This window comes from Massilia genomosp. 1 (genome assembly GCF_011682185.1).
GTDB lineage: Bacteria > Pseudomonadota > Gammaproteobacteria > Burkholderiales > Burkholderiaceae_D > Telluria_A > Telluria_A rubra.
Genome location: NZ_WHJF01000086.1, coordinates 1 through 16,421, shown reverse-complemented (window position 1 = coordinate 16,421; position 16,421 = coordinate 1). Strand labels below are relative to the sequence as shown.

11 protein-coding genes are annotated in these 16,421 nt (G+C 63.6%); 3 read left to right on the top strand and 8 right to left on the bottom strand.

Annotated features, from left to right (window positions below; genetic code table 11):
* Positions 1–53 precede the first annotated feature (53 nt).
* Positions 54–2,402 (top strand): S9 family peptidase, encoded by a 2,349-nt coding sequence (locus F1735_RS25025; RefSeq protein ID WP_167239455.1) that lies wholly within the window; start codon positions 54–56, stop codon positions 2,400–2,402.
* An 80-nt stretch (positions 2,403–2,482) separates the two neighbouring features.
* Here F1735_RS25025 and F1735_RS25020 read toward each other — a convergent pair whose 3' ends face one another.
* Together F1735_RS25020 and F1735_RS25015 are read right to left on the bottom strand one after the other, a co-directional pair.
* Complete coding sequence (locus tag F1735_RS25020; RefSeq protein WP_187364352.1) at positions 2,483–3,712, bottom strand: M20/M25/M40 family metallo-hydrolase; 1,230 nt, start codon at positions 3,710–3,712, stop codon at positions 2,483–2,485.
* An 18-nt stretch (positions 3,713–3,730) separates the two neighbouring features.
* Positions 3,731–4,948: a urate hydroxylase PuuD gene (locus F1735_RS25015; protein WP_167239454.1), complete on the bottom strand. Its 1,218-nt coding sequence runs from the start codon at positions 4,946–4,948 to the stop codon at positions 3,731–3,733.
* Between the two features lie 122 nt (positions 4,949–5,070).
* Between F1735_RS25015 and F1735_RS25010 the strand changes: the two genes are divergently transcribed.
* On the top strand, positions 5,071–6,009 hold the full coding sequence (locus F1735_RS25010) for a LysR substrate-binding domain-containing protein (RefSeq protein ID WP_166892993.1): 939 nt from the start codon (positions 5,071–5,073) through the stop codon (positions 6,007–6,009).
* 77 nt (positions 6,010–6,086) lie between these two features.
* Positions 6,087–7,844: an allantoate amidohydrolase gene (locus F1735_RS25005; RefSeq protein ID WP_167239453.1), complete on the top strand. Its 1,758-nt coding sequence runs from the start codon at positions 6,087–6,089 to the stop codon at positions 7,842–7,844.
* Between the two features lie 133 nt (positions 7,845–7,977).
* On the opposite strand, the gene F1735_RS25000 is transcribed toward F1735_RS25005, so the two are convergent.
* The 6 genes from F1735_RS25000 to F1735_RS24975 form a co-directional block, all read right to left on the bottom strand.
* A complete protein-coding gene (locus F1735_RS25000) occupies positions 7,978–9,138 on the bottom strand; it encodes a zinc-dependent alcohol dehydrogenase (protein WP_167239452.1) in 1,161 nt (386 codons plus the stop codon).
* Between the two features lie 114 nt (positions 9,139–9,252).
* A complete protein-coding gene (locus F1735_RS24995; RefSeq protein WP_167239451.1) occupies positions 9,253–10,491 on the bottom strand; it encodes a Zn-dependent hydrolase in 1,239 nt (412 codons plus the stop codon).
* Between the two features lie 35 nt (positions 10,492–10,526).
* A complete protein-coding gene (hydA, locus tag F1735_RS24990) occupies positions 10,527–11,918 on the bottom strand; it encodes a dihydropyrimidinase (protein ID WP_167239450.1) in 1,392 nt (463 codons plus the stop codon).
* A gap of 28 nt (positions 11,919–11,946) precedes the next feature.
* Positions 11,947–13,428: an NCS1 family nucleobase:cation symporter-1 gene (locus F1735_RS24985; RefSeq protein ID WP_167239449.1), complete on the bottom strand. Its 1,482-nt coding sequence runs from the start codon at positions 13,426–13,428 to the stop codon at positions 11,947–11,949.
* Between the two features lie 137 nt (positions 13,429–13,565).
* Positions 13,566–14,843, bottom strand: coding sequence for an NAD-dependent dihydropyrimidine dehydrogenase subunit PreA (gene preA, locus F1735_RS24980; RefSeq protein WP_167239448.1), 1,278 nt, complete (start codon positions 14,841–14,843; stop codon positions 13,566–13,568).
* Positions 14,836–16,209 carry an NAD(P)-dependent oxidoreductase gene (locus tag F1735_RS24975; protein WP_167239447.1) on the bottom strand — a complete coding sequence of 458 codons (1,374 nt, stop codon included), beginning with the start codon at positions 16,207–16,209 and terminating at the stop codon, positions 14,836–14,838. Before F1735_RS24975 ends, preA begins: the two co-directional genes overlap by 8 nt.
* Between the last annotated feature and the right edge of the window lie 212 nt (positions 16,210–16,421).

The following is a 16,421-nucleotide window of genomic DNA, read 5'->3' as shown; positions in this document are numbered from 1 at the left end:
CGCTCCTGCAACTTCTCGCATTTCCTTTCATTGTCTACTGAACTGTATTTACCATGCGCCTAATCCTTCCCTTCCTGGCCGCGCTGTGGGCCATCCCCGCCGTCGCCGCCGACCCCATCAGCCTCGACCAGGCGATGGCCCATCCCGACTGGATCGGCACGCCGGCGGAAACCGCCTGGTGGAGCTGGGACGGCAAGCAGGTGTTCTACAAACAGAAACGCAGCGGTTCGCAGCTGCGCGACATCTACCAGGCCGCGCCCGGCAAAGCGCGCCTGGTCGGCGACGCCGAACTGGCGAACCTGGACAGCGACAAGCTTATCTATAACCGCGAGCGCACGCGCTCGCTCATGCTGCGCAACGGCGACCTGTTCGAGCGCGACCTGAAAAGCGGCGCGCTGACCCAGATCACACGCGGCAGCAATGGCATCATGGCGCCCCAATATTGCGCCGACGGGCGCGGCGTGCAATTCCGCGTCGGCCACGAGTGGCTCGGCTGGAATCGCGCCGACCGCCTGATTTCGCCATTGGCCGCCGTGCGCGCCACCAAGGACCCCGCCGCCGCGCCGGACGCCGACAACCTGCGCGACCTGCAACTGCGCCTGATCTCCACCCTCAAGCGCCAGAAGGAAGAGCGCGACGCCGGTCGCGACCGCGCCGAACAGGAACGCCGCGCCGACGCCACGCGCGCGCCGGCGCCGATCTACCTGGGCGACAAAGTCGTCATCGACGGCAGCGCCCTGTCGCCGGACGGCCGCTGGCTGCTGCTGGTGACCGCGCCCAAGGTGAGCGACAAAGGCCGCATCGGCAAGCTGCCGCGCTACGTGACCGAATCGGGCTACGAAGAATTCGACGACCAGCGTCCGCGCGTGGGCCGCAACGCGCTTGTCGCGCACACGCTCACGCTGGTCAACCTGGCCACGCGCGAGATGCGCGACCTGTCCTTCGACACCCTGCCCGGCATCACGGTCGATCCGCTGGCGGACCTGCGCAAGGCGCAAAAACTGCCCGAGCTGAAAGGCAACCGCGTGGTGCGTGTGGACGACGAGGGCGCGGCGCTCGAATGGAACCGCAGCGGCACCGGCCTGGCCGTGATGCTGCGCGCCGCCGACAACAAGGACCGCTGGATCGCCACCGTCAACCTGGCTGGCGCCACGCTCAAGCCGGCCCACCGCATCACCGACAACGCCTGGGTCAATTCGGGCAATAACGAATTCGGCTGGCTGCCTGACAACAGCACGCTGTGGTACCTGTCGGAAGAAAGCGGCTACGCGCACCTGCACACGCGCACCGGCGACGGCAAGACGCGCGCGCTCACGCAAGGCAAGTGGGAAGCGACCCGCATCCAGTGGTCGTCAGACGGCGCCACCGCGTACATGATGTGCAATCCGAAGAACCCGGGCACGTACGAAGTGTGTACGGTCTCGAGCGCCGACGGCAAGCTGCGCGAAGTAACCGCGCTCGAAGGCGTCGAGCAGTTTGCGCTGTCGCCGGACGAACGCAAGCTGCTGCTGCACTACTCGTCGAGCTATATGCCGACGCAGCTGGCGACGATGCCGGTCAGCGGCGGCGCACCAAGCAAGCTGACCGACACGCGCTCGCCGAAGTTCAAGGCGCGCAGCTGGATCGAGCCGCAGTACGTGGCCGTGCCATCGACCAAAGGCGCGGGCCAGATCTGGGGCAAGCTGTATCGCCCGGCCACGCTGGAACCGGGCAAGAAGTACCCGATCGTGATGTTCGTACACGGCGCGGGCTACCTGCAGAATGTGAGCAAGCGCTATCCGGTGTACTTCCGCGAGCAGATGTTCCATAACCTGCTGGTCGAGAAGGGCTACATCGTGCTCGACCTGGACTACCGCGCCTCAAAAGGCTACGGCAGCGCGTGGCGTACCGCGATTTATCGCCAGATGGGCTATCCGGAGCTGGAAGATTACGTCGATGGCGTGAACTGGATGGCCGCCAATCACCAGGGCGACCTGAAAAACGTTGGCGTGTACGGCGGCAGTTACGGCGGCTTCATGACCTTCATGGCGCTGATGCGCGAGCCGGACCTGTTCAAGGCCGGCGCCGCGCTGCGCCCGGTGACCGACTGGACGACCTACAACCACGAGTACACTGCGAACATCCTCAATACGCCGGATCTCGATCCGGAGGCATACCGCAAGTCGTCGCCGATCGAGTATGCCGACAAGCTGCGCGGGCACCTCTTGATCTCGCACGGGATGGTGGACGATAACGTGTTCTACCAGGACTCGGTGCGCATCGCGCAGCGCCTGATCGAACTGAAAAAGGATCACTGGGAACTGGCCAGCTATCCACTGGAACGGCACGCGTTCGTGCAGCCGGAAAGCTGGTACGACCAGTATCGCCGGATTTACCAGCTGTTCGAGCGGACGTTGAAGTAACTCGCATTTATAACCCGCTACCCTACACTCCGTCGTTCCCGCGCAGGCGGGAACGACGGCTCTAAGTTATATCGGTGATTCTACACCGCCAAAAAATCCAGCAAGGTCAACGCCACCACCTTGGTCGCCTTGCGTAAGTCCTCCAGCGCGAGGCGCTCATCGGCCTTCTTCGCATTCGACTCCGGCACCGTGCGTGGCCCGGCGCCATACAGCACCGCCGGAATCCCGTGCTCGCCATACAGGCGCGCATCCGCATACAGCGGCGTGCCCTGCGCCGTAATCTCCTCGCCGATCACCTGCCTGCCATTCTTCTGCAAGCTCGCCACCAGCTTGTCCGACCCCGGCAAGGGCCGCAGCGCGTGCGACAGGAGCAAGCGCCTGATCTCGACCCGAATCCCCGGTTCATCGCGCACGGCGTCCTCGATCAGCGCCCTCACCTGCGCCTCCACCGCCACCGGATCTTCTTCCGGAATCATGCGCCGGTCCATCTTCAGCACCACTTTCCCCGGCACCACGTTGGTATTGGTCCCGCCATCGATGCGGCCCACCAGCATGGTCGGCGAATCGATGCCCGCCACGTTCGACTTGATTTTTTTCAGTTCCGGCAGCTGCCCGTAAATCGCATTCAAAATGCGCGTGGCCGCCTGCAGCGCATCGTGCCCGGTTTCCGGCATGGCGCCATGCCCGGACTTGCCGTGTACGGTCACTTCCAGCTGCAGGCAGGCGTTATGCGCTGTGACGATGTTGTAGCTGAAGCCGGCCGCGATGACGAAGTCCGGCTTGGTCAACTTTTTTTCGAGCAGCCAGCCCGGCCCCAGCAAACCGCCGAATTCCTCGTCATAAGTAAAGTGCAGTTCCAGGCCACCCTTGAGCGGCACGCCCAGCGCTTCGAGCGCGCGCACGGCAAAAATATATGTCGAAAAATCGCTTTTTGAGACCGCCGCCGCGCGCCCGTAAATGAAGCCGTCTTCCACCACCGCGCCATACGGCGGATGCACCCAGCCATCGCCCGGCGGCACCACATCGCCATGCGCATTGAGCGCAATGGTCGGCCCGCCCGCCGCATACGGCCGGCGCACGATCAGGTTGGTGATGCTTTCCATGCCGTAGTCGCGCACCGCCTGCGCCGGCACCGCATGCTTCTCGGCACGCCAGCCGAGAGCTTCCACCATGCTGGCCACGGCGTCCGCGTGCGGCGCGTTGTTCCCCGGCGGCGTGTCGGTCGGGATGCGGATTACCTCCTGCAAAAACGCCACCTGTTCGTCGAAGTGGGCGTCGATCCAGTCGACCAGTTTTTCTTGTGCGTTCATTGTTATCCTTTGTTGTCCCTATTTGGCGCCGGCTTCGAACCACGCGGCGACCTGCGCGCGCTCGGCATCGGTCATGTTGGTCAGGTTCCCGATCGGCATAACCTTCAGTCGCACCGACTGCTCGTAAATTTTCGCTGCGTTCTGGTGAATCAGGTCCGCGTTGTGCAGCATGACGCCGGCCGGTGCGCTGGCAAACCCCGGCTGGGTCGGATGCTCGGAATGGCAGGTGGCGCAGCGCTGCGTGACGATGGCCCGCACCTGCGCGAACTGCGCCGCCGCGTCACCACCGGCAACCGCGGCGGCGGGCGCCTTGGGCGCGATGGCGACCGCCACCGCCAGCAACAGCGCAACGCCGGCTGCCGGGTAGCGCCACTCGACGCGGCCACGATGGCGCAGGTTGAAGAAGTGGCGGATCAACACACCGGCCGCCATGATCCCGGCCAGCACCGCCCACGCATGCTCGTGACGGTAGGTCATCGCATAGTGATTGCTGATCATGATGAACAGGACCGGCAAGGTGAAGTAGTTGTTATGCACGCTGCGCTGCTTGGCCTTGATGCCATGGATCGGGTCCGGTTGCTGGCCGGACGTCATCGCCGCGACCATCTTGCGCTGGCCCGGAATGATCAGCATGAGCACATTGGCCACCATCATGGTGCCGATCATCGCGCCCACATGAATGTAGGCGGCGCGCCCGCTCAGGTATTTGTTCAGCACATACGCGCTGGCCACCAGGAACAGGAACATCACGATCCCGAACGGCAGGTCGCGCTGGCCGAGCGGGGAGCGGCACAGCAGGTCGTACACGGTCCAGCCGGCGACCAGGCTGCCGATGCCGATACCGATCGCCTGCATTGACGTCAGGTCCGCCACGGCCTTATCGACCATCATCGCCTGCGCGTTGAAGTAGTACACAATGGTGAGCAGCGCAAAGCCCGACAGCCACGTGGAATAGGCTTCCCATTTAAACCAGTGCAGCTCCTTGGGCAGTTCGGCCGGCGCCACCAGGTATTTTTGCGGGTTGTAGAAGCCACCGCCATGCACCGCCCACAATTGGCCCGATACGCCCTTGTTGGCCAGCTCGGAACCCGGCGCGGGCGGACGGATGGTGTTGTCCAGCCAGACGAAGTAAAACGATGCGCCGATCCAGGCGATACCGGTAATCACGTGCAGCCAGCGCACGATGAGGTTGAGCCATTCGAGGCCGTAGGGGAGCAGGTATCCGAACACTTCCATGGGTTTCCTTGTTGCGTGGGCTGCGGCGATAGTAGCGCGAATTTACCCAAGATAAACTGATTCAAGTGTCATGACATGAAATATCGCGTATATTCCACATACTCGAAATCATATACATAACGATGTCCAGCCTTCCCCAACACCTCGACCTGCACCTGATTCGCATCTTGTACCTGCTGCTGGTCGAAAAAAACGTCTCGCGCGTGGCCCTCAAGCTCAATCAGCCGCAGCCCTCGATCTCGGCTTCGCTGCGCAAACTGCGCGAACTGACCGGGGACCCGCTGCTGGTGCGCGGCGCGCGCGGCATGGTGCCGACCCAGCATGGCGAGAGCCTGCTCAAACCCGCCAAGCGCATCCTCGACGAAACCGAGAGCCTGTTCGTTAAAAAATCGCCTTTCGTGCCGCAGGAAGAAGCGCGCACCTTCCACATCGCCGCGCCGGATTATCTCGACAGCCAGTTCCTGCCGAACGTGGTGGCGGCACTGCGGCGCGGTTCGCCCAACAGCCGCGTGGTGATCCACAGCCTGGGGGGCGGGGTCGATTACGTCCGCATGCTCTCGGATGGCGACATGGACCTTGTCATCGCCAACTGGGACGAGCCTCCCGCGCACCTGCACATCTCCAAGCTGTTCGAAGACCCGATCATCTGCACCATGCGCGCCGACAGCCCGTACGCCAAGCGCACCGCCAGCGACGCCATGACGGTCGAGGACTACCTCACCCTGCCCCACGTGGCGCCGTCGCAGATGCTGCCCGGTTACCACGGCGTGATCGACGCCTTCCTCGAACGCCAGGGCATGCAGCGCAAGGTGGCGGTGGAATCGGCCTATTTCGGCCTGATTCCGTATATGCTGACGCAAACCGACCTGGTACTGACCACCGGGCGCCAGTTCATGCGCTTTTACGAAAAGACACTGCCGCTCAAGAGCTTCACGGTGCCGGTCAAGTTCCCGCCGATGCGGTTTTACCAGTTGTGGCACGAGCGCGTACACCAGGCGCCCGAGCACAAATGGCTGCGCGACCAGGTCAGCGCGGCGGCCAAGGCGCTGGTGCAGCAGTAGCGATAGCGCTTATCAGCTGGCTCGTATGTTCGCAACGCGGCCAGCGCTTATGATCGGTCATCAAAGATGGAATACCCATGACTACACTAACGGATTTGAACAGCTGCGATGCGGCGGCCTTTGTCGACACCCTGCGCGGCATCTATGAACACTCGCCGTGGATTCCCGAACGTGCATTGACGGGGGGCCCTACGGGACGCCCGTTTGCCACCGTCGCGGCGCTCAAGCACGCGCTGCAAACGGCGGTGACCAAGGCCAGCGTGGACGAACAGCTTGGCCTGATCCGCGCCCACCCCGAACTGGCCGGCAAAGCCGCCATCGCCGGTGAACTGACGCAGGAGTCCACCAAGGAACAGGCCAGGTCCGGCCTGAACCTGTGCAGCGCGGAAGAATATGCGACCCTGCACAAGCTCAATGCCGACTACAACGCCCGCTTCGGCTTTCCATTCATCCTCGCGGTCAAGGGGCCGGACGGCAATGGCCTGACACGCAGCGCGATCATCGATACCTTCACGCGGCGCCTGAAAAACCAGCGCCAAGACGAAATGGCAGAGAGCTTGCGCCAGATCCACCGCATCGCCGAACTGCGCATCAACGACCTGCTTGCACTCACGCCCGCATTCGGCCCCACCGTGATGCAATGGGCCGAGACCATCGGTGCATGGAGCGAAGCGGACGATGGCCTGACCTGTTCCTACATGACCGGCGTACACCAGCGCACCGCTGCGCAACTGGCCACGTGGATGCGCGAAGCCGGCATGGAGACCGCCATCGACGCCGTCGGCAATGTAGTCGGGCGCTACCTGTCGCTCGACCCGGATGCCAGGACGCTGATGACCGGCTCGCACTACGACACCGTGCGCGATGGCGGCAAGTACGACGGTCGCCTCGGCATCCTGCTGCCGATTGCGGTGGTGCGCCACCTGCACGAACGCGGCGAGCGCCTGTCGTATCACCTTGAAGTAGTCGGTTTTGCGGAAGAAGAAGGCGTGCGCTTTCGCAGTACCTTCTTGGGCAGTAACGCGGTGATCGGCCAGTTCGACATGGCGCTGCTGGAGCAGGTGGACGCCGCCGGCATCACCATGCTGCAAGCGCTGACGGCGGCCGGCCACCATCCCGAGGCGATTGCGGGTATTGCGCGCAATCCGGCCGACTTGCTGGGGTTCGTGGAAGTGCATATCGAACAGGGTCCGGTGCTGCTCGAGCGCGGCCTCGCGGTCGGCGTGGTGACCGCGATTGCCGGAAGCTCGCGTTACCTGGTCGAGCTGACCGGGCTGGCCAGCCACGCGGGCACCACGCCGATGAACATGCGCAAGGATGCGGCGGCAGCGGCGGCGGAAATCGTGCTGCTGGTCGAGCGGCGCTGCAGCGGCGCCGGGTCGCTGGTGGGCACGGTGGGCCAGTTACAGGTACCGAACGGATCGGTGAATGTGATTCCTGGCCACTGCAAGCTGTCGCTCGATATCCGCGCCGCGGACGACGCCGTGCGCCACGCCGCGGTCAAGGACATATTGGACGGCATCGAAGCGATCTGCGGGCGCCGCCACGTGGACATGCAGATCGAGCAGATTGTCTCGGCGCCGGCCGCGCCGTGCGCGCCGGCGTTGATGGAGCGACTCGGCGAGGCGATCGAACGCGCAGGCTTGCCGCGTCACGAGCTCGCTTCAGGCGCCGGGCATGATGCGATGGCGATGGCCAAGATCACCGATGTGGCCATGTTGTTTGTCCGTTGCGGCAATGGCGGGATCAGCCACAACCGGCTCGAAACCATGACGGCGGACGATGCGGAGATGGCGGCGCAGGTGCTGCTCGATTTCCTGCGCGGCCTCGCCTAGCTCCGTCGCCAGTTTCGTCGTTCCCGCGCAGGCGGGAACCCAATTTTGTTGAGTCGCTAAGCTGCATTGCGAACTTGGGTTCCCGCCTGCGCGGGAACGACGACTGTGTTGGCAGTGGCATGAACGGCCATTATCACGGCGTCAGCACCACCTTGCGGCACTCGTCCTCTTTTTTATCGAACATCTTGTAGCCCTCCGCCGCCTGGGACAAATTCAGGCGGTGCGAGATAATCACATCCGGATGCAGCTTGCCTTCCTCGATGAACTTGAGCAGTTCCGGCATATGCTTCTGCACGTGCGTCTGCCCCGCCTTGATCCCGATGCCCTTCTCGAAGATATCGCCGAACAGGAAGCCGTGAATAAAGCCGGCATACACACCCGGTACGCTGACCATCCCGCCGCGCCGCACCGCCGCGATGCACTGGCGTAGCGCCTTGCCGCTGCTGCCTTCGAGCTTGAGGCTGGTCATCACGGTTTCCACCGCACTGCCCTTCGCTTCGAAGCCGACCGCCTCCACCACGCCATCGACACCGCGCGCATCGGTGTGCTCGAGGATGAACTGCGCAGCGTCGCAGTCTTCGAAATTGATCGGAATGACGCCATAGGTTTTCTGTGCAAAATCAAGCCGGAACTTGTGATGGTCGACCATGAAAATCTTCTCGATCCCCAGCATGCGCGCGCTGGCCGCAGCCATCTGCCCCACCGGCCCCGCGCCAAAAATCGCCAGGCTCCCGCCCTTGCCCACGCCCGTGTTGAGCACCGCCTGATAACCGGTCGGCAGGATATCGCTCAGGAACAGCACCTGTTCGTCCGCCAGATTCGTGGGAATCTTGATCGGCCCCACATTCGCCTTCGGCACGCGCACGTACTCGGCCTGCCCGCCCGGCACGCCGCCATACAAATGACTGAAACCGAACAGCGCCGCGCCCGAGCGCAGGCTTTTCTTGTTCATGATCGAACCGCGATCGGGGTTGGTCGTCTCGCACGCCGAATACAGGTCCATATCGCAAAAAAAGCAGCTGCCGCAGGCGATCACGAACGGCACCACCACCCGTTCGCCTTTTTGCAGCCTGGTGACGCCGGGCCCAATCTCGACGACTTCGCCCATGAATTCATGGCCCAGGATATCGCCGCTTTTCATCGCCGGAATCTTCCCGCGATACATGTGCAGGTCCGACCCGCAGATCGCGGTGGCAGTCACTTTCAGGATGATGTCGTCCGGCTCCTGCAAAATCGGGTCGGGTACGTTGTCAACCTTGACGTCGTTGCTGCCGTGATAGGTTAAAGCGCGCATGAACTGTCCTCCTCATGGAAAAGGACAGCGTAACAAGCAAACTCCGACGCACGAATCAGCACAGTCCGTACGTGGCGGTAGGAGAACGCCGACGTGATTTCTTAACTGAAATTATCAGCTAACGATTTTCGCCCATTCCAGCATGGCATGCAGCAACACATTGCAGCCGGCTTCGAGGTGCTCCGGCTTGGCGTCCTCGATTTCATTGTGGCTGATACCGTCCTTGCAGGGCACGAAAATCATCCCGGCCGGGGCCAGGCGGGCGGCGTAAATGGCGTCGTGGCCGGCGCCGGACACCACGTCCATCGTCGAGTAGCCTAGTTTGGCGGTCGCCTCGCGCACCGCGCCCACGCAGTCCGGATGGAAGGGGCAAGGCGGATAGTACGAGACGCGCTCGATCGACATGGCCAGCCCGGAGTCGCTGCGCGTCTTGTCGATAAACGCCAGCATCTCCTCGTGCATGGTGTTGAGCAGTGCATCGTTCACGTTGCGCAGGTCGATGCTGAATTTGACCTCGCCCGGAATCACGTTGCGGCTGTTCGGGAACAGCTGCACCATGCCCACCGTGCCGCGCCCATAAGGCGGATAGCGGTTCGCGATCTTCACCACCTCCTGCATGATGTGGGTGGACACCTGCAGCGCATCCTTGCGCAGGCCCATGGGCGTGGGGCCGGCGTGCGCCTCCATGCCGGTGACCACGCAGTCGTACCACGACAATCCCATCACGGCCGGCACCACGCCGATCACCTTGTCGGCGTCTTCCAGCACCGGGCCTTGTTCGATATGGGTCTCAAAATAGGCGCCGATCGGGTGCTGGCCGGGGACCTGCTCGCCCATGTAGCCGATGCGCGCCAGTTCGTCCCGCACGCTTTTGCCTTCGGTGTCCTTGGCGGCGTAGGCCGTCTCCAGGCTGAAGGCGCCGCAGAAGACGCCGGAGCCCATCATCACCGGCACGAAGCGCGAGCCTTCTTCATTGGTCCAGAAAGCCACTTCGACCGGTGCTTCGGTCGTGATGTGCTGGTCGTTCAGGGTGCGCACCACTTCCAGGCCAGCGAGCACGCCGTAGTTGCCGTCGAATTTTCCGCCGGTCGGCTGGGTGTCGATATGGCTGCCGGTCATGATCGGCGGCAGCGCCGGATTGCGGCCTTCGCGGCGCATGAAGACGTTGCCGATCTGGTCGACCGTGATCGACATGCCGGCTTGCTTGCCCCAGCCGACCACCAGGTCGCGCCCTTGCTTGTCGAGGTCCGTAAGGGCGAGGCGCTTGACGCCGCCTTTTGGCGTGGCGCCGATGTTGGCCAGTTCCATCAGCGAGGCCCACAGGCGCTCGCCGTTAATGCGCAGATCGTTCATTGCTCACTCCAGGGTTGAAGACATGCGACGGGATATCAGGCATGGGTCTTGGTGAATGCGGGCCGGTCCACATGCCGCCCCGCGCCTTCGACCGCGCGCAGCTCGCCCTTTGCAAACACCATGTTCCCCGCGTGCAGGGTATGCGAAGGAATGCCCTTGACGGTGCGTCCTTCGAAGACGTTGAAACCGCCCCTGGCGAACTGCGTGCTGGCCGAAATGGTGCGCGTGCCTTCCGGGTCCCACACCACCAGGTCGGCATCGGCCCCCACCGCCACCACGCCCTTGCGCGGGTACATATTGAAAATCTGCGCCGCGTTGGTCGATGTCACGCGCACGAATTCGGATGGCGTGAGCATGCCCGAATTGACGCCCGCATCCCACACCACCGACATGCGGTCCTCGACGCCGCCGCAGCCGTTGGGAATTTTGGTAAAGTCGTCCTGGCCCGCCGCCTTTTGCTCGGCGCAGAAGGTGCAGTGATCGGTGGCCGTCGTATGCAGGTTACCGCCGCGCAGTCCCTGCCACAGCGCCCCCTGATGGTGCTTGCTGCGAAACGGAGGGCTCATCACATGAGCGCGCGCGAAATCGAGATCCGCGCTCTGGTACACGCTGTCGTCGATCACCAGGTGCCCCGCCAGCGCCTCGCCGTACACGCGCTGGCCCTTGGCCCGCGCGCGCGCAATCGCATCGAGCGATTCGGCGCACGACACATGCACGATATATACCGGCGTGCCAAGCACATTGGCAATCGCAATGGCGCGGTTGGCCGCTTCCGCCTCCACCTCGGGAGGACGCGAGAGCGGATGCGCGCTCGGGCCGGTAATGCCTTTGCGGAGCAGGTCTTGCTGCAACTGGAAAACCAGTTCGCCATTTTCGGCGTGTACGGTCGGAATCGCGCCCAGTTCCAGCGCGCGCGTAAAGCTCTTCACCAGCGTTTCGTCGTCGGCCATGATGGCGTTCTTGTACGCCATGAAGTGCTTGAAGCTGTTTACACCATGATCGCGCACCAGCACGCCCATTTCTTCATGCACCTTCTCGCTCCACCACGTGACCGCCACATGGAAGGTGTAATCCCCGGCCGACTTGGCGGCCCAGCCGCGCCACATGTGGTACGCCTCCAGCAAGGACTGCTGCGGGTTCGGAATGACGAAGTCCATGATGGTCGTGGTACCGCCCGCGAGTCCGGCGGCGGTGCCGGTAAAGAAATCGTCGGCCGTCACGGTACCCATGAACGGCAGCTGCATGTGGGTGTGCGTGTCGATCCCGCCGGGCATGACGTACTGGCCGCTGGCGTCGATCACGGTGGCATGAACGGGCGCATCGAGCCGCTCGCCGACGGCGACAATCTTGTCGCCGTCGCAGAGCACATCGGCGCGGAAGGCGCGGTCTGCGTTGACAACCGTGCCGCCGCGGATAATCGTGGTCATAAATCTCTCCTGTAAGGCAAACGGATATTCAGGTACGGATGGTAGCGAGGGTCGGTACTGCCTTCCCCTTCATCATCACGCCGTACACCACTGCGGAAATGGCAATGCCGACGAACCATGCATATGTATACAGTATCTTGAACAAGGCGCCCACGCCGGGGAACGAGGCCGGAAACGCAGCGTTCAGGAAGCCCGGGATGTTCGGCAGCACGCCGGCGACAAACGCGACGACCGCCGCCACGTTCCAGCCGTTCCCGTACGAGTAGACGCCATCGTCGCGATACAGGTGGGCGACATGGAGTTCGGTCTTGCGGATGAAGTAGTAGTCGATGATCAGGATGCCGGCGATGGGACCGAGCAGCGCCGAATAGCCGATCAGCCAGGTGAAAATATAGCCCTCGGTCGATTCGAGGATCTTCCACGGCATCATCACCAGCGCGATGCCGGCGGTGATGTAGCCGCCGGTGCGGTAGGTGATGTGCCTGGGCGCCAGCGACGAAAAATCATAGGCCGGGCCGACCAGGTTGGCGGCCAGGTTGACGCTGACGGTATCGACCAGCAGCACGATCAGCGCGATCAGCACGGCGATGCCGGTCATGCGGCTGGCCAGGTCGACCGGGTCCCAGATCGCCTTGCCGTACAAGACCACCGTGGCCGAAGTGACGATCACGGCCAGCGCCGCCAGCAGGCCCATTGGCACCGGCAGGCCGACCGACTGGCCGATGACCTGGTCGCGCTGGGTTTTGGCGAAGCGCGTGAAGTCGGGAATGTTCAGCGCCAGCGTGGCCCAGAAGCCCACCATGGCGGTGAGCGAGGGCCAGAAGGTGGACCAGAACTGGCCTGCCTTTTTACCGCCTTCGACAAACTGGGATGGCTGTTCGAGCAGCGGGCCGAAGCCGCCGGCCTTGTTGTGGACCCAGCCGAGCAGCACGAAGCAGATGAGGATCTTGAGTGGCGCGGTCCAGGTTTCGAGCTTGCGGATCGACTCCATGCCATGCACGATGTAGTAGAACTGGATCGCCCAGAACGCGAGAAAGCACAGCAGCTGCATGCCGTTGATGCCCAGGCCCGCGATTTTGGCGCCGCCGATTTCGGCTCCCATCATCACGCCGAGCAAGGTGTAGATCATGCTGCCGCCGAACCAGGTCTGGATGCCGTACCAGCCGCAGGCCACGATGGCGCGCATCAGGGCCGGAATGCGGGCGCCGGTGGTGCCGAAGGAAGCGCGCGCAAGCACGGCGTAGGGAATGCCGTACTTGGTGCCGGCGTGGCCGATCAGCAGCATGGGCAGCAGCACGATGGCGTTGGCGATGAAGACCGTGAGCACCGCCTGGTAGCCGGACATGCCGCCTTCGATCAGGCTGGCCGACAGCGTATAGGCCGGGATGCACATGACCATCCCGACCCACAAGGCGGCAAAGTGATACCAGCGCCAGGTACGCTGCGCGTCGGAGGTGGGCGCGAGGTCTTCGTTCCAGAGCTGGGTGTTGGCGGACAGGTCGTTGCTCACAGTGGGGATCTCCTATTGATGACACGGGAACGCTAACACCGTCGTTCCCGCGCAGGCGGGAACCCAAGTTAGTCGATCCGCCTGTGATTACGGAGAAGACTTGGGTTCCCGCATGCGCGGGAACGACGGCTAGAAGGCTAACTGATTACTTCGGCCCTCGGATTACGCGGGTCCTGCGTCCAGTTCATATACGCCTTCCCGGTCTCCTGCGGCACCATCGTGATGCACGCCTCCACCGGGCAGGTAATCTCGCACAGATTACACCCAACGCACTCGGATTTGATCACTTCGTACGTGCGCGTACCGGCCGCGTCGATCAACTGGGCGATCGACTGGTGCGACGTATCTTCGCACGCCACATAGCATTTGCCGCACTTGATGCACTTGTCCTGGTCGATCTGGGCGATCACCTGGTAGTTCATGTCCAGGTATTTCCAGTCGGTCGTATTGGGTACCGCCTTGCCCGAAAACTCCGCGATGGTCTTGTAGCCCTTCTCGTCCATCCAGCGCGACAGGCCGTCCTTCATCTCTTCCACGATGCGGAATCCGTGCAGCATCGCGGCGGTGCATACCTGCACCGATCCGGCGCCGAGCGCGATGAATTCGGCCGCATCGCGCCAGTTGCCAATGCCGCCGATGCCCGAGATCGGCAAGCCATGCGTCTCCGGATCGCGCGCGATTTCGGCCACCATGTTCAGCGCAATCGGCTTGACCGCCGCGCCGCAGTAGCCGCCGTGCGTGCTCGCATTGCCCACGATCGGCAGCGCCACCATGCGGTCCAGGTCCAGGTGCGTGATCGAGTTGATGGTGTTGATCAGCGAAACCGCATCGGCCCCACCGGCCTTGGCCGCGCGCGCGGGTTTGCGCACGTCGGTGATGTTCGGCGTGAGCTTGACGATCACCGGCAGCGTCGAGTGCTTCTTGCACCAGCGCGTAACCATCTCCACGTATTCGGGCACCTGCCCCACCGCCGCGCCCATGCCGCGTTCCGGCATGCCGTGCGGGCAGCCGAAATTGAGCTCGATGCCGTCCGCGCCGGTCGCCTCGACCTTGGGCAAAATCTCGGCCCACAGCGCTTCTTCGCACGGCAGCATGAGCGAGACGATCATGGCGCGATCGGGCCAGTCCTTTTTCACCTGCGTGATTTCGCGCAGGTTGATCTCCAGCGAGCGGTCGGTAATGAGTTCGATGTTGTTAAACCCGATCACCTCGCGGTTCTTGCCGTACAAGGCGGAGTAGCGCGACGACACGTTGACCGCGGCCGGATCTTCGCCGAGCGTCTTCCAGACCACCCCGCCCCATCCCGCCTCGAAGGCACGCACCACGTTGTAGGCCTTGTCGGTCGGTGGCGCGGACGCCAGCCAGAACGGATTGGGGGACTTGATGCCGCAAAATTCGATGCTCAGGTCAGCCATGGGAAGCCTCCACCTTGAATTGGATGTCATTGTGAATGGCCATCGCCGCCAGCTTGCCATGCTGGACTGCTTGAACCGTCAAGTCCTGCCCCGGGGCGACGCAATCGCCGCCCGCGTAAATGCCCGTCAGCGCCGTGCGGAACTGCGCGTCGACGTGGATCTTGTCGCCCTCGCGCGTCATCTGCTGCGCCATCTGGTCCGACAAACCCACCGGGTCCATGCTCTGGCCGATCGCCTTGAACACGGCATCGGCGGCGATCTCGATAAAGGCGCCGGTGCCGATCAGGCGAGCGCCATCGAGGCGCGTTTCTTCAAAGCGCATGCCGCGCACGCGGCCCGCATCGTCGAGCAGCACTTCCAGCGGCGCCGCCCAGGTGCGGATGCGCACCATATTGGCCTTGGCGATATCCTGTTCGTGGTGCGTCGCGCTCATCGACTCGAAGCCGCGCCGGTACACCAGGGTCACGTCTTCGGCGCCGAGGCGCTTGATCTGCACCGCCATGTCGATCGCCGTGTTGCCGGCGCCGATGACGATGGCGCGCTTGGGCACCGGCAAGGTGGCCAGGTCGGTGGCCTGGCGCAGGTCGGCGATGTAGTCAACCGCCGCCATCAGGCCCGGCGCGTCTTCGCCGGTCAGTCCAAGCTGGCGGCTGGCGTTCAGGCCCAGGCCCAGGAACACGGCGTCGTACTGCGCGTGCAGCTCGTGCAGGTGCAGGTTCACGCCGAGGATGCGCCCGTGCTGCACGTCGATGCCGCCGATACTGAGCAAGAACTCCACCTCGCGCTGGGCGAAGTCGCCGGTCAGCTTGTACTTGGCGATGCCGTATTCATTCAGGCCGCCGGACTTGGCGCGTGCTTCAAAGATGACGACATCGTTGCCCAGCATGGCCAGGCGGTGCGCGCACGACAGGCCGGCCGGCCCGGCGCCGACCACGGCGATCTTCTTGCCGGTGCGCTCGGCGCGCTGGAACGGGTAAGAGGTAAAGGAGGCGTGATCGAGCGCGTGCCGTTGCAGCAGGCCGATTTTGACGGGCTGGCCTTCTTCATCGTGATTGCGCACGCAGGCGTCTTCGCACAGGATCTCGGTCGGGCACACGCGGGCGCAGCTGCCGCCCAGGATGTTCTGCTTGAGGATGCCCGCCGCCGCACCGTTGATGTTCTGGTCGTGGATGTTGCGGATAAAGCTGGCCACGTCGATTTCGGACGGACAGCTGCGCGTGCATGGCGCGTCGTAGCAGTACAGGCAACGGGCGCTTTCGATGGCGGCCTGGCGGCTCGTCAGCGCCGGTGCGAGGTCGGTGAACTGTTCGGCCAGTGCGGTGCTGGAACTGGCCGCGTGCGGCAGGTGCTTGAGAGATTCGATCATTTTTTACATCCCTGTCTTTGTAATGTGTTCACCCACTTTGCGGAGCGTCGACGCTAACCTGATCGCCGTCGCCCCCCCCCCGGCGGGGGCCCCAGTGCCCTGAGCCGAACCGGGCGACGGGGCGCACTTGGGCCCCCGCCGGCGCGGGGGCGCCGAGCGTGCGGGGCGCCCGGGGCGGATTTGGACCAGTCGGCGTCGCGCGCCCTCAGGTT